Below are 24,832 nucleotides of genomic sequence, written 5' to 3' on the forward strand. Positions count from 1 at the left end.
TGATGCGCAACTGGTTGAAATACGTTTTAACCTGATAAAAAGGCAAATAACAATGACAATCTCCTCTGTATTGCGTACCAAAGATAAAATAGGTTATGGCTTAGGTGATATGGCCAGTGCGCTGGTCTGGCAAACGGCAACCTTATTTCTCGCCTATTTCTATACGGATGTTTTCGGTTTGCCTGCGGCCATCATGGGTACCATGTTTTTAGTGGTGCGCGTGGTGGATGCTTTTGTCGACCCCTGCATTGGCGCGCTGGTCGACCGCACCCAGACGCGGCACGGTCGCTTTCGTCCCTGGCTATTGTGGTTTGCCATCCCATTTGGCGTAAGTTGCCTTATCACCTTCTATGTACCGGACGTCGGGCCGACGGCAAAAATCGTGTATGCCTGCGTCACTTACGCCATCTTAAGCCTTATTTATTCCGCGATTAACGTCCCGTATTGCGCCATGCCCGGGGCGCTGACGCTGGATCCGCGTGAGCGTCACTCGCTGCAGTCCTGGCGCTTCGGCCTGTCGTTCATCGGCGGGTTGATTGTGACGGTGATCGCCTTACCGCTGGTCTCGCTGTTAGGCCAGGGCAACGTTCAGAAAGGCTATTTCTATGCCATGAGCATGATGGGCCTGCTGGGTATTATTCTCTTCTTCTGCTGTTTCCTGATGACCCGCGAGCGTTATTCCCCGCGCAATGACACCTCGGGTTCGATGATCGGCGATTTAAAACTGCTGGCCGGAAATAGCCAGTGGCGAATTGTTTTCTTGTTTAATATTTTGCTGTTAACCGCAGTGGTGACGCGTGGTTCTGCCACCATGTATTACGTGAAATATGTGCTTCTGCGCCCGGAGCTGGTATTTGCCTTTATTGTTTCCGGGATGGTAGCGTCCTTAACGGGGGCATTATTATCTGAACGTCTGTTGGGGAAATTTGACCGCGTCCGCGCCTATCAGTGGACCATTATTTCCTTCGTGATTTTCGGCGCGCTGATTTTCTTCCTGCCGCCTTCGCAGATCTGGCTGATTTTTGGCCTCAACATTATCTTTAGCTTTATTCAGAACCTGACCACGCCGCTGCAGTGGACCATGTTCTCTGATGTGGTCGATTATGAGGAGCATCGCAGCGGCCGTCGTCTGGATGGTCTGGTCTTTTCTACCGCGCTGTTTGCCATCAAATTTGGTCTGGCGCTGGGCGGGGCGGTGGTTGGTTGGGTTCTCGGGGTGGTGGATTATGCGCCCGGTCAGGCAACCCAGGCACCGCACGTGCTCTCTACCATTAATGCGCTCTTCACCCTCATCCCCTGCGTGCTGTTCCTCTGTATGGTCGCGCTGCTGACCATTTACAAACTCAACAGCAAGCTCGTCAATTCCATCGCCCGCGAGCTGGCCAGCAAACGCGAGGTGCGAGACGAGACAGGACAACTCACCCCGGCCACCCATTCCGCAATACAGGAGTAACACATGACTGCGATTTATAAGGACGCGGGACGTCCCGTGCATGAACGCGTCGCCGACCTACTGGCACGCATGACCCCGGAAGAGAAGTTCGCCCAGATGCATGCCTACTGGTTGATCCTCGATGAAAACGGTAACCACCGCGAACGCAGCGATCTGAGCGATGAATTCGCGGGCGTGAGCGAACAGGCTGCGCTTAGCGAACGGCTGAAACTGGGGGTGGGACAGATCACGCGTCCACTGGGCACCCATATTGTTGATGCGAAAACAGGCGTGCGTGCCGCTAACCGCCTGCAGCGCATGATGATGGAAGAGACGCGCCTCGGTATTCCGGCGCTGTTCCATGAAGAGTGCCTGGTGGGGCTGTTGTGCAAAGATGCCACGCTGTTCCCGTCGTCGCTGAACTACGGTTCGACCTGGGATCCGCAGCTGGTGCAGCGTGCGGCAGAACAGATTGGCAAAGAAGCACGTTCCGTTGGCTGCCAGCAGGGGCTGGCCCCGGTGCTGGATGTCTCTCGCGACGTTCGCTGGGGACGCACCGAAGAGACCTTCGGAGAAGACCCGTGGCTGGTGGGGGTGATGGCCACGGCATACGTGAAGGGTTTGCAGGGCGATAAGCGCGATCTTCTGGCAACGCTCAAACATTATGTGGGCCACTCCTTCAGCGAAGGGGCACGCAACCACGCGCCGGTGCATCTTGGCTTTAGCGAACTGAACGACACCTTCCTGCTGCCGTTTGAGATGGCGGTGAAGCTGGCCAATGCCGGTTCGGTGATGCCTGCCTATCACGATATCGATAACCAGCCCGGACACAGCGACCACTTCCTGATGACAACCGTGCTGCGTGAACAGTGGGGGTTCGATGGGATCATCGTTGCGGACTACGGCGGCGTGAGCCTGCTGCACCAGCATCATGGCATCTCGCACGATGCCGCCGAATCTGCAGCGCTGGCCTTCAATGCCGGGCTGGATGTCGAACTACCAAAAGATGACTGCGCGCGTCATCTGGCAGAAGCCGTTGAGCGCGGACTGATTTCCATGGCGAAAGTCGATGAAATAGTGGCACGCGTCCTGACCGAAAAATTCCGTCTTGGCTTGTTTGAAAAACCGTATGCCGATGAACAGGGCATCGATTTGCAAAATGAGGCAACGCGTCAGGTTGCAAGGGAAGTGGCGACCCGTTCGCTGACGCTGCTTGAGAATAACGGCATTTTGCCCCTCGGCGGCAACCCTCGCGTGGCGGTCGTCGGGCCAACGGCAGACGATCCGCTGGCGCTCCTCAGCGGTTACAGTTTTCCGGTGCACCTAATTATTAGCGACATGGTGGAAGAGACCTCGCAGGTCACGACACCGCGCGCGGCGCTTGAGCAGTATCTGGGGGCCTCGCGGGTACGTTATGCCAAAGGCTGTCACATTATCGAAAAACGGATGGCGGGTGCGCCGGTGTTTCCGGGTGACAGCGGCGGTAAACCTATGCAGCAATCTCCGGTTTCGCAGCGTACCGACCTGATCCCTGAAGCCGTAAAAGCCGCACAGGAGAGTGACGTGGTGGTGGCCTGCGTTGGCGATCTCGCCGGGCTGTTCCAGAGCGGAACCGTCGGGGAGGGCTCTGATACCGACTCTCTGAATCTGCCGGGCGTACAGCAACAATTGCTGGCTGCGCTGGTGGCCACCGGCAAGCCGGTTATCGTGGTCATGACCGGCGGGAGGCCTTACAACCTTCAGGGGCTGGAAGATAGCGTCGCCGCGCTGATGATGGCCTGGGCGCCAGGGCAGGAGGGCGGCTGGGCGATTGCGGATGTATTAACGGGCCGCGCTGAACCGCAGGGGCGTCTGGTGGTCAGCGTGCCGAAAAGCGCGGGAGCAATGCCCTATTACTACAACCACAAGCTCAAAAGTGGCGGCACACCGTTCGCTTTCCATTTTGGCTCCCGCTATCCCTTTGGCTTCGGTCTCGGCTGGACGCAGTTTAGCTGGGGAACGGCGCGCGTGGCTGAACCCCGCGTTCCGATCGACGGCGAGGTGGTCGTAAGCCTGGATATCACCAATACCGGTGAGCGCAGCGGCAGCGAGGTGGTACAGGTCTATGTCCGGGATAACGTCGCCACGCAGGTGCGGCCACTGCAGGAGTTGAAGGCGTTCCAGCGCGTCACGCTCTCACCGGGTGAAACCGCCACGCTCACCTTTACGTTGCCCGTTGAGATGTTCAACTTTACCCGTCGTGACGGCAAACGGATCGTCGAGCCGGGTGAATTTGAGCTGCAGATTGGTGCATCGTCGGCGGATATTCGCGAGGTGGTGACGGTCAATGTGACCGGGGAAACCCGTGTATTGTCAACGGAATGGCGGATGCTCAGCACCTGTGACGTCAGCCGCGCGTAATCAGGATAAAAAAAAGCCCATCGTGGGAGATGGGCAAAGACTACACACAGCAATTCGTTGTTTCACTCAGGGGATTTCCATGCTTATAAATCAAGGTGTTGATTTATAACCGTGTCCTAATAGTAGGCATGTCAGCTTTTAGCGTCGATCAGATTCGTCTCAATAGTTAAAGAGACGTAAAGATTTCTTGAGGTTAATAGGGGACTTAGAGCCGTAATAGCGGGTCTGACCAGTGCGCAACGAATAAATACTTTAGCAACGTTTAAGTATTGAAGGGGAATATGTAGGCCGGGTACGCGACTGCGTTACCCGGCCTGTCCATTACTGCTTGTTCTTATCTTCGAGCTCTTCCAGTTCGCTCAAAATCACGTCCGGGTCCGTTCCCGGAGGCGGGATTTCGTGCACCCAGGCGGAGAACAGACGCCAGGTCACGGCCAGAAGCACCGGACCAATAAACAGACCAATCATCCCAAAGGCAATCAATCCACCAATTACGCCTGAGAGAATAAGGATCAGCGGCAGGTCTGCGCCCATGCGAATAAGGATGGGACGAATAACGTTATCCATGGTGCCGACCACGCAGCTCCAGACCAGCAGAACGGTGCCCCACGTGGTATCTCCGGTCCAGTACAGCCAGATAATGCTGGGTACCAGCACCAGCAACGGACCCAGTTGCGCAAGGCAGGTCATCAGCATGACCACGGTGAAGACGGTGGCGTACGGCACGCCAGAAATCGCAAGACCAATACCGCCCAGCACCGCCTGAACCAGCGCCGTTACCACGACGCCAAGCGCAACCGCGCGCACGGCCTGCGCCGCCAGCAGAACCGCGGCATCTCCCCGTTTGCCCGCCAGGCGAGTGGCAAAATGACGAACGCCCAAAGCCACCTGCTCACCGCGCCAGTACAGCAGGGCGCTAAAGACCAGCATCAGCGTACAGTGCATCATAAAGCGGCCAATGTGCGCCGCCTGACCCACAAACCAGGTGGTGGTAGTGCCAATATACGGGCGCACTTTCGCCATCAGCGCGCTGCCACCCATCTCCAGCAGGCCATGCCAGCCGCTGTAAAGTTTTGCGCCAACAACCGGAATGCTGTTAAGCCAGGCGAGATCCGGCGGCGTCAGATCGCCACTGGTCACGGCGCGAATCACCGGGCCGCTGGAGTCGACAAGGCTGTTGACCAGCAACGCAACGGGAATAATGAACAGCAGGAACAACAGCAACGTCATCACCAGGACCGCCAGCCCACGACGTCCGAAGAGCAGTTTCTGTAACCGTAACAGTAAAGGCCAGGTGGCAACCACAACGGTTGCAGCCCAGGCGAAGCCGAGAATGAAGGGTTGAACGATCCACAAACACGCAATAATCATGAGGGCCAGGAACAGCACCGACAGCAAAATTTGCGCAACATCCCTGGGCTGGCGAAGATTGACCATAAATGAAACTTTCCTTAATTGAACACCAGCGTGGCTGGCGGGAACGGAAAACCGCGATTCTCTAATCATTAATGATTTCAGCGATTTTTGACAGGCGAATTCTGCCTGTAATTCTGCAGAGCGTATAAGAAAAAAATGTGATAAAACTTTTACGATACACGCAAACGATTTCACACCTCTAATTAGGGTCGACAGTAATGATCCCACAGATTTCTCAGGCACCTGGCGTCGTTCAGCTGGTGCTTAATTTTTTGCAGGCACTGGAGCAACAGGGTTTTACAGGGGATACCGCCACACATTATGCCGACAGGCTGACAATGGCGACCGACAACAGTATCTACCAGCTTCTTCCCGATGCAGTCGTGTTTCCCCGTTCAACGGCCGATGTGGCGCTTATTGCGCGACTGGCAACGCAGGAGCGATTTACCTCGCTGGTGTTCACGCCACGCGGCGGCGGCACCGGCACCAATGGTCAGGCGCTGAACCAGGGCATCATCATTGATATGTCGCGCTATATGAACCGCATCATTGAGATCAATCCCGAAGAAGGATGGGTGCGTGTCGAAGCGGGCGTCATCAAAGATCAGCTTAATCAGTACCTCAAGCCTTATGGTTACTTCTTTGCCCCCGAGCTCTCTACCAGCAACCGTGCGACAATCGGTGGGATGATTAACACCGATGCCTCCGGGCAGGGGTCGCTGGTCTACGGTAAAACCTCCGATCACGTTCTTGGCGTGCGCGCGGTGCTGCTGGGCGGCGATATCCTGGATACCCAGCCGATGCCGGTCGAACTGGCGGAAACGCTGGGTAAAGACAACACGGCCAACGGGCGGATTTACCGCACCGTGCTTGAGCGCTGTCGCGATAACCGCCAGCTGATCCTCGACAAATTCCCTAAACTGAACCGCTTCTTAACCGGCTACGATCTGCGTCATGTCTTTAACGATGACCTGACGCAGTTTGATTTAACCCGCGTGCTGACCGGCTCCGAAGGGACGCTGGCATTTATTACCGAGGCGCGGCTGGACATTACGCCGCTGCCGAAAGTGCGTCGGCTGGTGAACGTCAAATACAACTCCTTCGATTCTGCCCTGCGCAATGCGCCCTTTATGGTTGACGCGCGGGCGCTGTCGGTGGAAACCGTCGACTCTAAAGTGCTTAATCTGGCTCGGGAAGACATCGTCTGGCACTCGGTGAGTGAGCTTATCACCGATGTACCTGATAAAGAGATGTTGGGTCTTAACATCGTTGAATTTGCCGGCGATGACGAAGCGCTGATTGAAAGCCAGGTCACCACGCTCTGTCAGCGGTTGGACGAACTGATTGCAGCAGGCGAAGGTGGGGTGATTGGCTGGCAGCTTTGCAGCGAACTCTCCGGCATTGAGCGTATTTACGCGATGCGTAAAAAAGCAGTGGGGCTGCTGGGCAACGCGAAGGGGGCGGCCAAACCGATTCCCTTTGCTGAAGACACCTGCGTCCCGCCTGAGCATCTGGCGGATTACATCGTTGAGTTCCGCGCCCTGCTGGATAGCCACGGTTTGAGCTACGGCATGTTCGGCCACGTGGATGCCGGGGTGCTGCACGTGCGTCCTGCGCTGGACATGTGCGATCCGCAGCAGGAGATCCTGATGAAGCAGATCTCCGACGATGTGGTGGCGTTGACCGCGAAATATGGCGGTCTGCTCTGGGGAGAACACGGGAAAGGGTTCCGCGCGGAGTACAGCCCGGCGTTCTTCGGTGAAGCGCTCTACGCTGAGCTGCGTAAGGTCAAAGCGGCATTCGATCCGGATAACCGTCTCAACCCGGGTAAAATTTGCCCGCCAGAGGGCGTCGATGCCCCAATGCTGCAGGTGGACGCCGTCAAGCGCGGCACCTATGACAGACAAATCCCGATTGCGGTGCGCGCCTCCTGGCGCGGTGCAATGGAGTGTAACGGTAACGGTCTGTGTTTCAACTTCGACGTGAAAAGCCCAATGTGCCCGTCGATGAAAATTACCAGTAACCGTATTCACTCGCCCAAAGGCCGCGCAACGCTGGTCCGCGAATGGCTGCGTCTGCTGGCCGACCGCGGGGTTGATCCGCTGAAGCTGGAACAGGAATTGCCGGAAAAACGCGCCAGTCTGCGCTCGCTGATTGAACGTACCCGCAACAGCTGGCATGCGAACAAAGGCGAGTATGATTTCTCCCACGAGGTGAAGGAGGCCATGTCCGGCTGCCTGGCCTGTAAAGCCTGCTCAACCCAGTGTCCGATCAAGATTGATGTGCCGGAGTTTCGCTCACGGTTCCTGCAGCTTTACCATACCCGCTATCTGCGTCCAATGCGTGACCATCTGGTGGCGACGGTGGAGAGCTATGCCCCGCTGATGGCGCGTGCGCCGAAGACCTTTAACTTCTTCATCAATCAGCCGCTGGTGCGAAAGCTTTCCGAAAAACATATCGGGATGGTGGACCTGCCGCTGCTGTCAGTCCCTTCGCTACAGCGTCAGCTCGTGGGGCACCGCTCGGCGAATATGACGCTGGAGCAGCTTGAGGCGCTGACCCCTGAGCAGAAAGCCAATGTGGTGCTGGTGGTGCAGGATCCGTTTACCAGTTACTACGATGCCCAGGTGGTAGCCGATTTTATCCGTCTGGTAGAAAAACTGGGCTATCAGCCGGTGGTACTGCCGTTCTCACCAAACGGCAAAGCGCAGCACATTAAAGGTTTCCTTACCCGTTTTGCGAAAACGGCGCGGAAAACCGCTGACTTCCTCAACCGGGTGGCGCAGCTAGGGATGCCGATGGTCGGTGTCGATCCGGCGCTGGTGCTCTGCTACCGCGATGAGTATAAGCAGACGCTGGGGGAGCAACGCGGTGATTTCCACGTCATGCTGGTGCACGAGTGGCTGCCGGCGGCGCTGCAACAGGCGACCGTGAAGGATGTGAGCGGTGAATCGTGGTATCTGTTCGGCCACTGCACGGAAGTGACGGCACTGCCGGGCGCCCCGGCGCAGTGGGCTTCTATCTTTGCCCGCTTCGGGGCGAAGCTTGAGAGCGTCAACGTGGGCTGCTGCGGCATGGCAGGTACCTACGGGCACGAAGTGAAAAACCACGAGAACTCGCTCGGTATCTATGAGTTGTCGTGGCATCAGGCGATGCAGCGTTTGCCGAGGAACCGCTGTCTGGCCACGGGCTACTCCTGCCGAAGCCAGGTGAAACGGGTTGAAGGGAACGGAGTGCGTCACCCATTACAGGCTTTACTGGAGATAATTGGATGATCTGGAAACGAGCCGTGACGCTGCAGGCGCTGAATGCCATGGGCGAGGGGAATATGGTAGGGCTGCTGGACATTCAGTTCACGCATATTGGCGAGGATGAACTGGAGGCCACGATGCCTGTCGATCATCGCACGCATCAGCCGTTTGGTTTATTGCACGGCGGCGCATCCGTCGTGCTGGCCGAAACCCTGGGGTCCGTGGCGGGTTATCTTTGCACCGAAGGGGAGCAAAAGGTCGTCGGGCTGGAGGTGAACGCGAACCATATTCGCTCGGTGCGAAGTGGACGGGTGCGCGGCGTTTGTCGCGCGCTACACGCCGGTAGCCGCCATCAGGTGTGGCAGATTGACATTCTTGACGAGCAGGATCGGCTCTGCTGCTCGTCGCGACTGACGACGGCGGTCGTGTAAAGTTTTCAGATGTTTTGCCTTTGGTCAAAAACTAGCCAGCCTCTTGTGATATACTGGTCAGGTTTTGTACATAAGCGAGGACATCATGGATACTGAAATAACCCCAACACAGCTGGCAATTGAATATTTACGTCGTGATAAAAGCAACCTGTCTCCGGCGCAGTACCTGAAAAAGCTGAAACAGCTTGAACTGGAGTTCACAGATTTGCTGGCGCTCTCTTCAAATGAGCTTAAAGAAGAGATCTACTTTGCCTGGCGGTTGGGCGTTCACGTCCATTGATCGTGACAGTAAAAAAAAGGCCGCGTCAGCGGTCTTTTTTGTATCTGACGTTCAGTACCGGGCAGGCAGTTTATTGATTTTAACGAGCCTGCCATCTTCTATCTCAATGAACCCGCCTGTTTTTAAATCCGCCAGAATACGCATTACCCCACTGCGCGACAGCTGGGTTTTTTCGCGAATATACCGCTCTGCGGTGATGGCGTTGCGATAACTCTCATCTTCATCCATCAGCTTTATCAATTGCTGGCGAATCATCTCATAGGCCGTGGGCGCGCCCTGAGGCATCACATTATTGTATAGCCGGTTATAAACAAACATCAGGTGCTTAGACAACAACCCCCATAACCCATTCTCTTTGATAACGGCTTCCACCTGAACGGTGGTAAGCATACCCGTCAGGCAGGGGGTCACGGTTTTAAGATAATCATTGAAGTAGATGTCTGTCAGATTGGCGAGGCCAAAAAGCGCCGGGCTACGTGCGGTGGTGAGCATCATGTTGTCGCTTCTGCGGTAGATAGCAACGGTGCCTTCGAGGATCAAATAGCACACGCTCTGGCCATTCACCTGGAGATCCAGCTGTTCGCCGGGAGCAACATTGCGCGTGGTACAGTAGGGTTGCAGGAATGAAATCAGTTCTCGCGCGTAAGGAGAACCACGATGCGTTTTTTCAGTAGAGGACATAACCTATAACCCGTAGCGATAACCCCCCTGATTATAGCGTTACTCCTTATCGTAAACACGAGGCCAATCAGTATTTACGTGGTAAATGACGGATTTCCAGCAGCACGCCACGCTCCATCGTGATGTACTTTCCGGTACGCAGTTCCGCGAGAATACGCATAATCCCACTGCGTGAAAGGTAGGTTCGACTCTTGATATACGCTGCTGCCGTGATGTTTTTCCGTACGGCATCTGGCTCCTGCATCAGTTCGACCAGCTGAAACCGGATAATGTCATAGGCTGACATCTGCGATATTTGCGCGCAGTGCTCGTATACCCGGGAGGCGGTATAGATGAGTAGCTTTGAAAAATGTTCCCATAAGTTTTTTTCCGCCACGATCTTATTAAAATTATCCAGAGAGACATGCGCTATTTCTGAGGTTTCAAGCGCTCTGACGTACAGATGTTCAGAGGAGAACTGGCTGCTGACACCCAGAATAAAAGGTGAGGACTCTGAGTTTAAAACAATACCATCGCCACGACGATGCAGCGCAACGCTGCCGTGTAACAGCAAAAAACAGAGGCGAACATCATTATTGTGATACTGAATAATTTCGCCTTTCGCGAGAATATGCCTTTCCGTAAAAGGCAGTACAGTACTGATTAACTTATCAATATGGGCATACGGCTTTAAATCCAGTACGGTAGATTTTACATCGGTGAGGACCGCTGTCATTCGCGTGTTCATAAGGTGCTCCACTGCTTTCATTGCGATCATGGGTGACCGGCGTAGAGAATTATCTTAAAAAACAGCGACTACGGGAATATGCAGCACAGGTCTAAAAGTAGACTTTCAATATTATCCTGACTAACATTTTGAATTTAATGATCTTAACACTCCGGTCTATTAATAGACTGCCTGTTATATGCATAAGGCATTCCTTATTTACAATGTTTTATTTTTGTTAATTACGGGTCTACGGAAAGACTCCGAAAATGATTGTCGACGTCAACGGAGTTGTATAAATTTTATTTCATCGACAGCAAGTCATATGCGTCTTCAGACGTTTAATGAAATAAAGTTATTTCATTTTTTTCGCTGCTGTCTGTAAAAGGCAAAACATTAAGCGGGTGAAAAAACCGACGCGTCTTTTTGTCTGAATGTTAATAATAAATAAAGTGATGCAGGATATAGCATGATGAAAAAAACACTTCTTCTGGCAACGATCGCAGCAGGTTCCGTACTGACAATGGCCAATGCGTTTGCCGCTGCAGGTACCGTTAATTTTAACGGAAATATTCTGGATTCTGCCTGTGATGTTGATGTGGCATCGCAGAACCAGGTGGTTGTACTTGGGGATTATTATAAAACAGAGTTTACCGCGACGGGGGCGAGAACCGCGGCAACGAAATTCGATATTATTTTGAAAAATTGTCCGGTCTCGGTCACGAACGCCAAAGTGCGCTTTGACGGTACTCCGGATGCGTCTAATAGCAATCTTCTGGCAATTGACACCTCCGTGGCGGGTGCCGCAACGGGCGTGGCGATCAACCTGATGACCGCGGATAAAGCCGACCTGCCTTTGCATGGCAGCAATGGTTACACCTACATGCTCAGCAGCTCCGCAGACAATACGCTCAATTTCTATGCCCAGTATATTTCGACCACGGCCAGCGTCACGGCGGGCCCGGCGAATTCTGTCGCCAACTTCTCGGTGGTTTATAACTAGCTCTTTTGCCTGAACGTCGGGGCCGCCCCGGCCCCCAATTTTATGAGGAACAGAATGTATTTTTTCAGAACCCCTTTACTGGCAACAGCGTTGTTATCTCTGATGCTGTCAACGGCTCATGCCGGCGTCATTATTGGTGGTACGCGCATTATTTTTGATGGCGCTAAAAAGGAAACGTCACTCAGTGTGAATAACCCTGATGGTACGCCGTATTTAATTCAGTCATGGATCGACGTGCAGGAAGGGGCGTCAGGCAAGGTGCCTTTTATTATTACGCCGCCTTTGTATCGTCTGGATGGCGGGCAAAAAAACGTTGAGCGCATCGTGATGACGGGGGCACTGCCTCAGGATCGGGAAAGTTTATTTTGGCTGAATATTAAAGCGATTCCGTCTGCCTCAACGCAGATGAACGCATTACAAATTGCGGTTAAAACGCGCATCAAACTGATTTATCGGCCCGCTGAGCTGCACGCGTCCACGCCTGACGAACAGGCCAGTCAATTACGCTGGCGCAGAACCGGGAATGAACTTCAGGTTAATAACCCGACCGCGTATGTCATCAATTTTAATGAAATCACCCTTGGGGGTAAAAAAATCGATGACGTGTCGTATGTCTTACCCGGTGGCTCAGTCCGTTTCACGTTACCGCAGGGGGCCAGCGGCAGTGTACTGACGTTTAAAGTGATTAATGACTTCGGCAGCCCTGGGGGCCCGCATCAGGCAACCTTATAACCGGTGAAACGCGGGCATTGCCTGTCATAAATGAGTTAAAAGCGATGGCAATACACTATTTTCGGGCTCGACCTGCACCCCTGGCGACAGTGATCGGATTAATACTTGCAGGTTCATCGCAGGCGCTTTTTGCCGGTGAGACATTTAATGCCGAACTGGTTGAACTTGATAATCCAGGAAGAGGGAGAACCGATTTATCGGCATTTGAATCCGGATCGCAGGCACCCGGCACCTATCACGTCGATATTGTTCTTGATGACCAGCTAATGGCGACCCGCGATATCACCTTTACTGCAGTAAAAGACGAAAAGGGCAATGACGTCCTCCGGCCGTGCCTGAGCCTTGACCAGTTAAAACAGTGGGGCGTGAGAACCACGCTTTTCCCGCAGCTGGCGGCGAACAACGGTGAATGCGCAAACCTTCAGGCGATCCCGCAGGCCAGCAGCGATTTTCAGTTTGGCGCACAGCGGCTGGTGATCAGCATTCCTCAGACCGCCATCGACCTGCCAGCCAGGGACGCGGTTCCGCCAGAGATGTGGGATGAGGGGATTAATGCCGCCATGCTTAATTACAGTCTGAGCGGAGCAAACGCGTGGGCGAAGAACACTCGTGGCAGCCAGAATGATAGCCAGTACGCCAACCTGCGCCCCGGGGTCAATATCGGGCCGTGGCGCTTACGTAATTACACCACCTGGTCACGGGATTCCACCGGTGAGGATCGGTGGGACAACGTGTATACCTATGCGCAGCGCGCCGTTATTCCGCTGAAAGCACAGCTGATTATTGGGGACAGTACCGCACCGGCGGATGTTTTCGACAGTATGCCATTTCGCGGCGGTCAGCTGGCCTCGGATGATGACATGCTTCCGGACTCTCTTAAAGGCTATGCGCCCGTGGTCCGCGGCATCGCGCGAACCAATGCGCAGGTGGTGGTCCGCCAGAATGGTTATCAAATTTATCAGAGCTACGTGGCGCCAGGCGCGTTTGAAATCTCGGACATGTATCCCACCGGCGGCGCAGGCGATCTGGATGTGACCATCAAAGAGGCTGACGGGAGTGAGCAGCATTTCACGCTGCCTTATGCCTCGCTGCCGGTCCTGCAGCGGGAAGGACGACTGAAGTATGCGGTGACGGCCGGGCAGTATCGCGCCTACAACAGCCGCGTGGAGAAAACGTCTTTTGGTCAAATCACCGGTATTTATGGGATTCAGCACGGCATCACCCTTTACGGTGGGATGCAGGGGTCTGATAAATACCGTTCAGTGGCGTTTGGCATCGGTAAAAACATGGGGGATATCGGCGCGATCTCTGCCGACGTGACCCAGGCCTGGTCAACGCCGAATAACACCGACAAAACATCCGGTCAGTCCTTGCGCGCGCGTTACAGCAAAAATATGGCGAAGACCGGGACAAACTTTTCAATTGCGGGATACCGATATTCAACCCGTGGCTATTACGGGATGCAGGACGTGCTGGATTCCTACGGCGACAGCAGTGCCCTGCAGGACCGGCGGCGTAACCGTGCTGAACTGACCATGAGCCAGGCGCTGGGCGGCGCGCTGGGTTCACTGACGCTCAGCGCCGCACGCGAGGATTACTGGAATTCTGGTCAGGCGATGGCCTCCTGGAGCGTGGGCTACAACAATGACTGGAACAACGTCAGTTACGGTTTGACCTGGACCTACAGCAAGAATGGACGCGGGAGCGCGCAAAACGCGGACCACGATCGGTTGCTGGCCTTTAACGTCAGCGTACCGTTGGACAAATTCTTGCCGCGTACCTGGGCTAACTATGGCATGAACGCCAGTAAGCACAACGGCACGACGCACGTGGTCGGGCTGAACGGCGTGTCTCTGGAAAACAGCGCCCTGAACTGGAACGTGCAGCAAGGTTATGGCACACAGGGCACGGGAAATACCGGCAACCTGAACGGCGACTATAAAGGCACCTATGGCGAAATTGTCGCGGGCTACAGCTACGACAAACACAACGAGCGCCTGAATTACGGGTTGCAGGGGGGCGTCATTGCTCACCGTGACGGCATCACGCTTTCGCAGCCGCTCGGTGAAACCAATATCCTGGTGAAAGCGCCGGGTGCACACGGTGTCGATATTCGCAATCAACCCGGGGTTCGTACGGATTTCCGCGGGTATACAGTGGTTAACAATCTGTCGGTATACCGAAAAAACGACATCACTCTTGAGCCGGAAACTATGCCGGATGACGTGGAACTTGAGATTAATACGCGCACCGTAACACCGACCCGCGGGGCGATAGTGGAAGCCGATTATAAGTCTAAAATCGGGCGCCGGGTGCTAATGACCCTGTCCGATGGGCAATATGCCGTTCCGTTTGGTGCGGTCGTCACGCTCAAAGGCGACAGCAACAGCAGCTTTATTGTGGGCGACCGTGGTCAGGTCTATTTAACGGGACTGCCCGGACAGGGAGAAATCGTGGCAACCTGGGGAAATCAACCCGGTCAGCAGTGCCGCGCACAGTTTAGCCTGCCTGCACAACCCACCTACGGCGGAATAACTGACGTTAACGCGCTTTGCCGCCAGGAAGGTTAAAAATGAAATTTGCTTCATCTCTGATCCTGCTCTGTTTACTGAGCGGGTGGAATAGCGCCCGTGCCGGCACCTGTACAACCATCACGCCGCAAATATCGACGATATCTGTGGGCACGATTAACGTGCAGCGTGATGCCCCTGTGGGCACCATTATTTTTTCTCGCGCCGCCTCATCAACGGGAACCTATTTAACGGGATGTTCTAACCCGCTGATGCTGGGATTCAGTATGCGATATAACAATGGGAACCTGAGCAGCTACGGTAACCATGTTTATGCCACCAATGTCAGCGGTATTGGTATTCGCTTTTCCTCGGGGAATTATTTTGAAAACCCGGCTTACACGTTTTCGTATAACGCGGTGACGTCGTATGTGGATTGGTTTGGTGGAAAAGTTGAGCTGGTGGTGACCGGCCCGGTAACGTCGGGCGCTTTAACGCCGGGCGTTATCGGAACCGTGGCGCTTCAGGGAAGTGACGGTGTTTATCGTGACGGTCTGACGGTCCAGTTAACTGACGGCACAATTAATGCGCTGGCATGCACGATAACGACGGCGCAGTTGACGTTCCCGATAGGCGATATTCCGGCCTCAACGTTTGGCTCCGTTATTGGAACCACGCCATCCGGCGCCCAAAATACGCAAAATCTGGGGTTAACCTGCAGTGCCGGCACCAATATCAGTGTGTCACTCAGCGGTATGCAAAATCCGGACAGCGCCAATACCAGCGTCATGGCATTAACCGGTCAAGGGAATGCCGGTACGGCAAAAGGGGTAGGGGTTCAACTGCTTTATAACGGTTCACCTTTGGTGATGAACGGTCGCCTGTTATTAAAACAGTCTGCGGGAGGACAGGAGACGCTTCCGTTAACCGCGCGCTATTACCAGACGTTAACCACCGTGGAGTCAGGCTCGGCAAATGCGTCAGCCACGCTCACGATAACCTATCAATAACCGGTGAGATGATGAAAATAATTCCCGCGGCGTTGCTTGTGTCAGGTTTACTGTGCGGCAAAGCGCTATGTGCAGACAGCGTAAATATCGGGGTCACCGGAAATATCGTGGCCTCACCCTGCCTGTTTAATAACGGCAATACGAATCTCGATATTAATCTGGGCAATATCCAGGCGAGTAATATGGTGACGCCTGGATCATCCTCAGACCCGGTTACGTTTGATCTGTTATTTACCCAATGTCCGGTGGGGACGCGTAGCGTCACCGCTACCTTTACGGGTACACCCGACCCTGTTGCCGGCGCCGACTATTACATTAACCGCGGTACGGCCACCCACGTGGCGATAGCAATGCGCGAGGCCGGAAGTGGCATACTGAAAGGGAACGGCTCCAGCATGACGGAATATGTTGCCTCAGACCGGACGGCGAAGATGGCCATGCAGGCTGCGGTTATATCCACCGGAGGCAGGGCGACGCCCGGCACCCTCAGCGCAGTGGTGGTCATTACGCTGCAGTACAATTAAGTCGCGCGGGATTTCTCGCGCATTTTTGCTTCCCGTCGGTGTGGTCTATGTTGAATATTTTAATTAGCGAGACGGATTCGTTATTTCAGTCTGGTCTGCAGTATTTTTTTATGGATTTCTTTTGGCGTAATTTTAATGACTGCATTCACTTTGATTATGAAATGACGCCGCATAACGTCAGCACGGCGGATATTATTGTCCTCTCTTTATGCCAGGGGGAAACCCTGACCTGTTTTCCGGAATTACAGTCACGGCAAAAAGGCATTGTGATCGGCTGGGTTGACGATGAGCAACGCTCTACGGCGTCGCAATCCTGTTATCAGGATATTATTTTCATTTCCCGCAGGGCCTCTCTTGACATGATTGGCGAGACGGTAGGGGGCGCGTGGCGTAAAGCGCAGTTGAAGGGGCATGTGCTGCAGAAAACGTCCTGTTTCGATTGCGAGCATAAGATATTATCACCGCAGCAAATACGCATCGTCATGAACCTGTATAAAGGCTTATCCGTTATGCAGACGGCAGACGCGTTACAGATCGGCTATAAGACCGTTTTTGCGCACAAATACATGATCATGCAAAAATTTAACCTGCGAAGTGATTATGAGCTTATCGCGCTGCTCAACAGGATGGTGAAGAAAAACGGCACCCCCAATATTTTTCGTGATTCTGTGAGACAGGGTTTACAGGACCGCCCCTGTCTGGAGGCGTAAAGGCACTTTTATTGATGACAGGAATAACGGAAACAAGTGTTCGGTTATGAAACTTTAGAGTTGCATCTGCAGCATGTTATTTTTACGTTTTATATAACGATTAATTAGCGATGCAAATTCATAAAACCCTGAAACCGATTTTTGTGACCAGGTTCAAGTGTGTGGGCCCGGAATGTTTAATTTCCTGCTGCCGCGGCTGGACAATTTCCATTGATAAAAAAACACATCAAAAATATCTTTCATCAACGCATCCTGGTATCGCTGCAATCGCCAAAGACAATCTGATTCTGCAGCGTAAAGGCAAAGTAAACTATTCCCGTATTAAACTGGATGAAAAAGGGGAGTGTCCGTTTATCGATGAAAATAAGCTTTGTATGGTACACCGTGATTTAGGTGAAAGTGCCTTATCGCACACCTGCAGTACTTATCCCCGAAGCTCCACCCGCTATCTGGATGAAACTCGCCACAGCATGACCCTTTCATGTCCGGAAGTGGTCAGGCGGGTTCTCTTCGACCCCGATGCGATGTTATTGCAGGAGCAGGATGAACTGCTGGCCGTTTATAAAACCAATCTGATTGGTCAGCGCCAGTCTATGCCTCAAAGCAGCCAGGTCATTCATCTCCTTGCGTGGAAAATAATCCAGTCGCCAGCGAGGAATGTTGAAGAAAATTTGATGGCGCTGGCTCAGTTGATCCTGACCTTACAGCATGTGAACTTCGATTTGCACAATCAGTATGAGCAGGTTGAACGCTTTTACGAAGCCTTGCTGGAAGCGTTGCAGAGCGGTAAATCGCTGCTCTCTGAAAGCAATGTCGGGCGATCAAATGCGATGAAATATCTGGCGTTGTCGATCCTCGGCACGAACGTGGCGCGAGATTCTGCACGGGATGGGTATATCAACGAAGGGCATCGGCAAATTGCTGACTTTTTGAATTTCAGCCATGACAGCGATCCCGCCAGGCTGGCGCAGAAATTCGACGCGATTAACCAGCAGTGGGGGAAACTTTGCCAGGAATCCTGTCTGTCAGAGCCGTACGTATTACGCAACTATCTGTTGTACAAACTCTACAGCGGCTATTTCCCGGGTAAGAATACCGCCACCATTATGCGTCAGTTTTATCGCATCGTTCTGGACTTTTTCTACCTGAAAGTTTTCCTGAGCGTCAAATCAATGGATGAACAACTGGACCAGCAGATGGTCATGAAAACCATCGCCAGCTTCTCAGAAAAGACCCTGCACAATCAGACCATTGATGCCCGTATGGATTTTGCTATCGATAAGATTAACGGTGGGGACGACCTCTCGTGCCTGCTGCTCATTGGCTAACGTATAACGAGGCTCGCCGTGGCGAGCCTCTTTTTCCTCAGACGTTCACCGCCGTGATTAACCGCGTCTTCATGGTCTGATAAGACGACGCCGCAAAGTCTTCCGCCCAGCGCTGATCTTCAATTGCCTCAAGCTTAACCGCACAATACTTGGTTTCTGGCGTTTTGGAGACCGGGTCAAGGTTATCCTGCGTCAGTTCGTTACAGGCGCCAATCCACCACTGGTAGGTCATATAAACCGCACCGGCGTTGATGCGCTCGCTGATGCTGGCACGGGTAATGACTTTGCCCCGACGGGAATGCACCCACACCAGCTGTCCGTCTTTAATGCCCAGGTTGTCCGCATCAAGGGGGTTCATTTGTACACGGCCTGGTTCGTCGGCAAGGCTTTGCAGCGCGGCGCAATTGCCGGTCATTGAACGGCAGGAGTAGTGGCCGACCTCGCGCACGGTGCAGAGCACCAGCGGATACGTTTCGTCCGGGATCTCGGCAGGCGCGCGCCAGGCTGCCGCAAAAAGCTGGCCTTTGCCGCTCGGCGTATCGAACTGGTTATCTTTATAGAGATACGGCGTCCCCGGGTGATCGAGCGTTGGACACGGCCATTGCACATGGCCCATTTCACCCATTTTTTCGTATGTCACGCCATAGAACAGCGGACAGAGCTCGCGCATCTCGTCCCAGATCTGCTGGTTGGATGCGTAATGCATCGGATAGCCCATTTCGGTAGCAAGCAGGCTGATGATCTCCCAGTCACGTTTCACGTTGCCGCTGGCCTCAATGGCTTTACCGAAACGCTGGAAACCACGGTCGGCACAGGTAAAGACGCCACCGTGTTCTCCCCACGATGTGGCAGGTAACAGAACATCCGCCACTTCCGCCGTTTTCGTCATAAAGATGTCCTGAACCACCACGAAATCGAGTGCTTCAAAACCGCGGCGCACCAGCCCCAGATCGGCTTCAGTCTGCAGCGGATCCTCGCCCATGATGTAATAGGCTTTTACCTTGCCTTCCAGCGCAAGGTGAGGGACTTCGGTGATACGCGTTCCAACCTCTTTGTCCATAATCCCGACATCGATTCCCCAGGCAGCGGCGAATTTCTGCCGGACCGCCGGGTTCGTAACGTCCTGATACCCCGGGAACATATTGGGCAGAACGCCCATATCACACGCGCCCTGAACGTTGTTTTGACCACGTACTGGCCCAACGCCGACAGCAGGTCGACCAAGATTTCCGGTCAGCAGTGCCAGGCTGGAGAGACCTTTGACCACGTCTACAGCCTGACCAAACTGCGTTACGCCCATGCCCCACATGACGGTGGCGGAAGGCGCAGCCGCGAACGTCCGCATCGCCTGACGCACATCCCGGGCTGGAATGCCGGTGAGATGTTCGACGTTTTCGGGCGCGTAGTCTTTGACCGTTTCCCGATAAGCGTCAAGCCCTTCGGTGAAGCGCGCGACGTAGTTTTTGTCGTACAGCTCCTCTTCCAGAAGGACATAGCCAAACGCATTGACCAGCGCCATGTTGCTGCCGTTTTTCAGCTGCAGGTGCTGGTCGGCAATGCGTGCGGTTTCAATGCGACGGGGATCGCAGACGATGATTTTCGCGCCATTTTCGCGGGCTTTTAAGACCCGACGGGCGACGATGGGGTGCGAATCGGCGCAGTTATAGCCAAACACCAGCAGGCATTTTGAGTTTTCAATATCGTTAATGGAATTGCTCATTGCACCGTTGCCGAGAGTTTCCTGTAACCCGGCAACAGAAGGGCCGTGACAGACGCGCGCGCAGCAGTCCACGTTGTTGGTATTCAGCACCGCACGGGCAAATTTTTGCATCACATAGTTCGTTTCATTCCCTGTTCCCCGGGAGGAACCGGTGGTCATGATGGACCGTGGGCCATACTGCTCTTTTATGCTCCTGAGTTTATGGGCGGTATAGCGGATAGCCTCTTCCCAGGTGACGGGGGTAAAAGCCTCTCCCTTGTGGTAGCGGATCATGGGCTGAGTCAGACGGGGGGTAAGCAGACGCGTATCGTTCAGGAAGTCCCAGCCATAAAAGCCTTTCAGGCACAGGGTGCCCTGGTTTGTTACGCCTTCGGCCGCTTCGGCACGGAGGATACGGTTATTTTCGACGACAAGGTTTAATTTGCAGCCTGCACCACAGTAGGGGCAGACGCTGGCGATTTTTTTCATCAATAACAGACCTGTTAAGAAATGAAGCAAAGTTGACTGGATAGCCCAGTCCCGTAAACGGGAGTAAGCAGGAACCATGCCACATTTACTTTGTAGGTTTTACAGGGTGTTATACGAGGAGGGAACGTGTCATCGTCAGCCCGATCGTCAGTTTTGACGATGACACGTTAGCCTTCACAGAGGGGAGGGTTTTTAGAGATCGTCCATGGTGTGACCCACAACGATTTCCAGGGTCTTACGAATGACATCTGCCTGCACAACGTCGTTTGTGGATTCCAGCGTCTGGATCAGCCACAGAATGATCGCTTTATTGGACAGGTGTCCTTCAGAAGCCAGAACACAGCGTACTGCAGTAGAAAAAACAGCGGACTCTTCAGCAAAACGATCGCCTGCGTGACGGAAATATTCCGACAGCGCGCTTTCTAAAAAAGCGGAATGGTATTCGGGTTGAAGCTGAATATTTTGTCTCATTTGTTCTCACCGTAGCTGTAAAATTGCAGTCAATGTATTTTCCTTGGATCGGACGGTTTTCCATTTCCAAATAACGGCACTACATTGTCTCTTTTAACGTTGAGAGATCCCTCTCTATCAGTTCGTCCTTGCGCGGTTCTGCGACGTTTCAGGGCGATGTTGTTTGAACCGATGTCGGCAATCACCATCGCAAGTGTCTCCCGCCGCTGGGGATCCTTTTCATGCGCTTTCATATCCCGCAGACGCTGAACCAGAGCTTCGGTTGTGACGGGGCCTCGCTCTTTCAAAAGAGAAAGAACGGCTTCACCGATAAGCTGGTCAATCAGTCGGTCTGCATCACTGCTGTTCATAACATTACCGTTCGAAAAGCAGACCAAGCAGCATGTGGTAATGCTGTTCCTCTTCAGGCCCATCGGCCTTTTCGAGGCGGCTTAAGAGTTTGGTACAGAGCGATTTGCGATTCAGATTTCGCCCGTCGCTAAGAATCTCAACCACGACCTGACCGAGCGTCTCCTGTTGGGTAGGAAGCGCGGCCTTCTCGAAGTAGTGCGCGATCGCTGCTGCTGAATCTGCGACATAATCCTTCTGCTGCATGTTTCGCTCCTGTAAAAAAATGTAATCACTAACGTTACATTTAAGGTATACATAATTTCCAAATCTGTACATAGAAAATGTACAATTTTTTAAAATAATTGTGATATATTTTATAAATTCTATGTTTATCAGGTGGTTGGGTCATGAAAATGAAGCATTTCCGTTACAGAATATATTGTACAATACGCACGGTGATGGATAAGTTGTACAACGCAGGAAACGGATGCGTTAGGTGCCGTAAATGGTTGAGATGTAAATTATTTGTCACGTAATTAATATGCTATAACAGATGTTTACCGACGTGTTTTTGTGGCCAACCCCTAACCCCCTTCAGGATAAGCATGCTTACAACCATCATATACCGCAGTCATATCTGCGAGGACGTTCCAGTGAAAGCGCTGGAAAACATGGTAGCTGCTGCAAATAGTAAAAACCGGCAATCCAATGTCACGGGGATCTTGCTGTTTAACGGCACGCATTTTTTTCAGTTGCTCGAAGGCCCAGCGGAAAACGTTTCATCCATTTACGAGCAGATTTGCCAGGACACGCGCCACCATAACGTGGTGGAGCTGATGCGCGATCACGGCCCCTCCCGACGCTTCGGCAAGGTTGGCATGGAGCTTTTTGACTTGCGTCAGTTCGACAGGGAAGAGGTGCTTCAGCAGGTTCTTGACAAAGGCACCAGCAGGTATCAGCTGACATATAGCGATCGCGCCCTGCAGTTTTTCCGCACCTTCGTGGAGGCCACGGAGAAAGCCAACTATTTTGAACTGCCGCCTGCAGATGCCTGGGATTTTATCCCGGAAGAGACGCCTTTATCGGCGCAACCGGAGGTGGTGGCTAAAGGTGCGGATTGCAGCTTTGCGTTCCAGCCTATCGTGGATCCGTTTATGCAGCAGGTCGTCTCCTGGGAGGCCTTGATCCGCACGCCCACCGGTGAATCGCCCGGGGCCTATTTTGCCCAAATTCCTCGTGAAGAGGTGTACGCCTCTGATTTGAAAAGCAAGCAGGTTGCGCTCTCCATGGCGAGCGCACTAGGATTACAGGATCAGACATTATCCATTAACCTGCTGCCCATGACGCTGGTCAACGTGCCTGGCGCCGTGGATTTCCTGCTGACGGCCATTGACGCGAATGGCTTTGTGCCGGAGCAGATTGTGGTGGAATTCACCGAGAGCGAAGCGATTTCCCGTTTTGAAGAGTTTACCCATTCGGTCAGGCAGCTAAAAAGTGCCGGTATCAGCGTAACCATCGATCACTTTGGTGCCGGTTTTGCCGGTCTGCAGTTACTGGCGCAATTCCAGCCTGACAGAATTAAGATTAACCGCGATCTGGTCGCGAATGTGCACAAAAGCGGCCCGCGGCAGGCCATCATTCAGGCGATTATCACCTGCTGTTCCTCGCTGGAGATCCAGTTCTGTGCCGTCGGCGTTGAGAAGCCTGAAGAGTGGATGTGGCTGGAGTCTGCAGGCATTTCCCAGTTCCAGGGGCACCTGTTTGCCAGCCCGCGTCACGGGGGAATTCCGGCGATCGCGTGGCCAGAGAAGAAGTTTGAATTTTGAGAAAGCTGTACATAAACCTGCAAGCTTGACTGTACGCGCGGCAAAATTTGTACAACAATACATTAACGGGTGAAGGAACTTGTATACCCTTCACCCGCTCAAAAAGAGGCCTTAGTTATACAAATGGTTTGTACAATCTGATAAGGTTGGTCTGGTTGGGTATGGAAGTTCTAAGCGTGAGGGAGTTAATGGCCTATTACAGTATCGGCGAAGTGGCCGAACGATGCGGTATCAACCCCGTTACGCTGCGTGCCTGGCAGCGCCGTTATGGATTGTTGAAGCCGCAGCGAAGCGAAGGGGGCCATCGTCAGTTTGACGATGAAGATATCCTGCGTATTGAAGAGATCAAACGCCTGATGAAAAGCGGCGTTTCGGTCGGCAAAGTCAAAGGCTTGCTGGAAAACAAAGAAGTGATGACTCAGGGTAACTGGGCATCAATCCAGGAAGAGATGATGACGGTTTTGCGTTATGCCAGCCCGGCAAAGCTGCGCGCCAAAATAGGCGAATTCCGCCGCGATCACGCGATGGATGCGCTTATCGATAATATTATTTCTCCCGTTCGTCAGCGAATGAATCAGGATCAAAATACGGTGCGTCATATGGCGAGCCTGCTTGACGGTGTGCTGATAGAATTTGCTGTCGCAAGCCTGGCGGAGTCACGTAAGAAAGCCGGTAAAGATGCTCTGCTTATTGGCTGGGAGTGCGATGACCGCACCCACCTGTGGCTTGAGGCTGCGCGTCTGGCACAGAAGGGGTGGCATATTGACGTGCTGGCCGACCCGATTGATTCCCCTCGTCCGGAGCTTTTCCCTGGGCAAAGAATTTTCGTCTGGACCGGTAAAGCGCCGACGCCGCGTCAGCAGGAACTGCTTGACCACTGGCGTGAACAGGGTTTTGTTGTCTCCTTTCATCATTAATTTCCGCAGGCCTTGAAGGCCTTTTTTTTTGCTCGTCGTTCCCCTGGATAAAATCTATCTTAAAAATAGGCATTTCCGATGCATATTTTACTTTTCCCCTTTACTCCGCTTTTCTGATTCGATAACCCATTATTTTTCAAAGTATTGAACAATTAAATCCATCCCGCCCGCATCCGCTGACAGGGTCTATGCTTAATAAAAGTATGCAAAAAGGGCGATTTAGCCCAATGCCCCTGCTGACAGAGGGTTGAAGTGATAATCGTTATCACTAACATGGTGTTATGCCCTGGGGCTTATTAGATGAGGTGGACCTATGGAACTGCATTCAGAAACCTTCAATCCTGCCGACTTCGCCTGGCGTGGCTTAACGCTCACGCCAGCGGCGGCGGCACATATTCACGAACTGGTGGCGAAAAAGCCAGAGATCCTCGGCGTGCGCCTGGGGGTGAAACAGACCGGCTGCGCAGGATTCGGTTACGTGCTCGATACCGTCACAGAACCCGAGAAAGATGATCTGGTATTCGAAACTGACGGCGCAAAATTGTATGTCGCCCTGCAGGCCATGCCGTTTATTGACGGCACGGAAGTGGACTACGTACGTGAAGGTTTAAACCAGTTATTCAAATTTCATAACCCGAAAGCCCAGAACGAATGTGGGTGCGGCGAAAGCTTTGGGGTATAGGCGG

General features: G+C 53.3%; 22 protein-coding genes and 1 other RNA gene. 15 read left to right on the forward strand and 8 right to left on the reverse strand.

Annotated features, from left to right (window positions below):
• Positions 1-52: 52 nt before the first annotated feature.
• Together AC2FAP_RS04080 and AC2FAP_RS04085 are read left to right on the forward strand one after the other, a co-directional pair.
• Positions 53-1,453, forward strand: coding sequence for an MFS transporter (locus AC2FAP_RS04080; RefSeq protein ID WP_449541578.1), 1,401 nt, complete (start codon positions 53-55; stop codon positions 1,451-1,453).
• Between the two features lie 3 nt (positions 1,454-1,456).
• Positions 1,457-3,832: a glycoside hydrolase family 3 N-terminal domain-containing protein gene (locus tag AC2FAP_RS04085; protein ID WP_449541579.1), complete on the forward strand. Its 2,376-nt coding sequence runs from the start codon at positions 1,457-1,459 to the stop codon at positions 3,830-3,832.
• Between the two features lie 5 nt (positions 3,833-3,837).
• Here AC2FAP_RS04085 and rprA read toward each other — a convergent pair.
• Positions 3,838-3,945, reverse strand: an RNA gene (gene rprA, locus AC2FAP_RS04090) — antisense sRNA RprA.
• Positions 3,946-4,153: 208 nt separating this feature from the next.
• Entirely contained in the window at positions 4,154-5,269 is a 1,116-nt protein-coding gene (ydiK, locus tag AC2FAP_RS04095) for an AI-2E family transporter YdiK (RefSeq protein ID WP_020884383.1), read from the reverse strand.
• Between the two features lie 197 nt (positions 5,270-5,466).
• Here ydiK and ydiJ point away from each other — a divergent pair, with 197 nt between their 5' ends.
• The 3 genes from ydiJ to AC2FAP_RS04110 all read left to right on the forward strand — a co-directional run bounded on the left by ydiJ (position 5,467) and on the right by AC2FAP_RS04110 (position 9,210).
• Positions 5,467-8,523: a D-2-hydroxyglutarate dehydrogenase YdiJ gene (gene ydiJ, locus AC2FAP_RS04100; protein ID WP_047744520.1), complete on the forward strand. Its 3,057-nt coding sequence runs from the start codon at positions 5,467-5,469 to the stop codon at positions 8,521-8,523.
• Positions 8,520-8,930, forward strand: coding sequence for a 1,4-dihydroxy-2-naphthoyl-CoA hydrolase (menI, locus tag AC2FAP_RS04105; RefSeq protein WP_040017277.1), 411 nt, complete (start codon positions 8,520-8,522; stop codon positions 8,928-8,930). The genes ydiJ and menI overlap by 4 nt, the downstream gene beginning before the upstream one ends.
• A gap of 85 nt (positions 8,931-9,015) precedes the next feature.
• Entirely contained in the window at positions 9,016-9,210 is a 195-nt protein-coding gene (locus tag AC2FAP_RS04110; RefSeq protein ID WP_003857766.1) for a YdiH family protein, read from the forward strand.
• Positions 9,211-9,261: 51 nt separating this feature from the next.
• Here AC2FAP_RS04110 and AC2FAP_RS04115 read toward each other — a convergent pair whose 3' ends face one another.
• A complete protein-coding gene (locus AC2FAP_RS04115; RefSeq protein ID WP_044867629.1) occupies positions 9,262-9,891 on the reverse strand; it encodes a winged helix-turn-helix transcriptional regulator in 630 nt (209 codons plus the stop codon).
• A gap of 67 nt (positions 9,892-9,958) precedes the next feature.
• Positions 9,959-10,618: a winged helix-turn-helix transcriptional regulator gene (locus AC2FAP_RS04120; RefSeq protein WP_025204381.1), complete on the reverse strand. Its 660-nt coding sequence runs from the start codon at positions 10,616-10,618 to the stop codon at positions 9,959-9,961.
• 451 nt (positions 10,619-11,069) lie between these two features.
• Here AC2FAP_RS04120 and AC2FAP_RS04125 point away from each other — a divergent pair, with 451 nt between their 5' ends.
• The 7 genes from AC2FAP_RS04125 (at position 11,070) to fliB (ending at position 18,414) form a co-directional block, all read left to right on the forward strand.
• A complete protein-coding gene (locus AC2FAP_RS04125) occupies positions 11,070-11,600 on the forward strand; it encodes a fimbrial protein (protein ID WP_020884377.1) in 531 nt (176 codons plus the stop codon).
• Between the two features lie 54 nt (positions 11,601-11,654).
• Positions 11,655-12,332, forward strand: coding sequence for a fimbrial biogenesis chaperone (locus tag AC2FAP_RS04130; RefSeq protein ID WP_149376634.1), 678 nt, complete (start codon positions 11,655-11,657; stop codon positions 12,330-12,332).
• A 44-nt stretch (positions 12,333-12,376) separates the two neighbouring features.
• Positions 12,377-14,902: a fimbria/pilus outer membrane usher protein gene (locus tag AC2FAP_RS04135; protein WP_449541580.1), complete on the forward strand. Its 2,526-nt coding sequence runs from the start codon at positions 12,377-12,379 to the stop codon at positions 14,900-14,902.
• 2 nt (positions 14,903-14,904) lie between these two features.
• Positions 14,905-15,852: a fimbrial protein gene (locus tag AC2FAP_RS04140; protein WP_449541581.1), complete on the forward strand. Its 948-nt coding sequence runs from the start codon at positions 14,905-14,907 to the stop codon at positions 15,850-15,852.
• An 8-nt stretch (positions 15,853-15,860) separates the two neighbouring features.
• The gene (locus tag AC2FAP_RS04145; RefSeq protein WP_014169728.1) at positions 15,861-16,376 is read left to right on the forward strand and encodes a fimbrial protein; all 516 of its coding nucleotides are present in this window, start codon (positions 15,861-15,863) and stop codon (positions 16,374-16,376) included.
• A gap of 47 nt (positions 16,377-16,423) precedes the next feature.
• On the forward strand, positions 16,424-17,086 hold the full coding sequence (locus AC2FAP_RS04150; protein WP_047744524.1) for a response regulator transcription factor: 663 nt from the start codon (positions 16,424-16,426) through the stop codon (positions 17,084-17,086).
• Positions 17,087-17,196: 110 nt separating this feature from the next.
• On the forward strand, positions 17,197-18,414 hold the full coding sequence (fliB, locus tag AC2FAP_RS04155) for a flagellin lysine-N-methylase (RefSeq protein ID WP_047357325.1): 1,218 nt from the start codon (positions 17,197-17,199) through the stop codon (positions 18,412-18,414).
• Between the two features lie 37 nt (positions 18,415-18,451).
• Here the strand turns inward: fliB and fdhF are convergent, their stop codons facing one another.
• The 4 genes from fdhF to ycgZ form a co-directional block, all read right to left on the reverse strand.
• Entirely contained in the window at positions 18,452-20,602 is a 2,151-nt protein-coding gene (fdhF, locus tag AC2FAP_RS04160; protein WP_020884370.1) for a formate dehydrogenase subunit alpha, read from the reverse strand.
• Between the two features lie 192 nt (positions 20,603-20,794).
• Positions 20,795-21,073, reverse strand: coding sequence for a biofilm development regulator YmgB/AriR family protein (locus AC2FAP_RS04165; protein WP_014169732.1), 279 nt, complete (start codon positions 21,071-21,073; stop codon positions 20,795-20,797).
• Between the two features lie 29 nt (positions 21,074-21,102).
• Positions 21,103-21,423 (reverse strand): hypothetical protein, encoded by a 321-nt coding sequence (locus tag AC2FAP_RS04170; RefSeq protein WP_020884369.1) that lies wholly within the window; start codon positions 21,421-21,423, stop codon positions 21,103-21,105.
• Positions 21,424-21,427: 4 nt separating this feature from the next.
• A complete protein-coding gene (gene ycgZ, locus AC2FAP_RS04175) occupies positions 21,428-21,667 on the reverse strand; it encodes a regulatory protein YcgZ (RefSeq protein WP_020884368.1) in 240 nt (79 codons plus the stop codon).
• Positions 21,668-22,008: 341 nt separating this feature from the next.
• On the opposite strand from ycgZ, the gene AC2FAP_RS04180 reads away from it, so the two are divergent.
• The 3 genes from AC2FAP_RS04180 (at position 22,009) to sufA (ending at position 24,828) form a co-directional block, all read left to right on the forward strand.
• Positions 22,009-23,229, forward strand: a complete 1,221-nt coding sequence (locus tag AC2FAP_RS04180; protein WP_025204373.1) for a diguanylate phosphodiesterase — start codon at positions 22,009-22,011, stop codon at positions 23,227-23,229.
• Positions 23,230-23,417: 188 nt separating this feature from the next.
• On the forward strand, positions 23,418-24,146 hold the full coding sequence (locus AC2FAP_RS04185; RefSeq protein WP_020884367.1) for a MerR family transcriptional regulator: 729 nt from the start codon (positions 23,418-23,420) through the stop codon (positions 24,144-24,146).
• 313 nt (positions 24,147-24,459) lie between these two features.
• Entirely contained in the window at positions 24,460-24,828 is a 369-nt protein-coding gene (gene sufA / locus AC2FAP_RS04190; RefSeq protein WP_008500631.1) for a Fe-S cluster assembly scaffold SufA, read from the forward strand.
• Positions 24,829-24,832: the final 4 nt, after the last annotated feature.

The organism is Enterobacter cloacae complex sp. 394I7, from assembly GCF_057320345.1.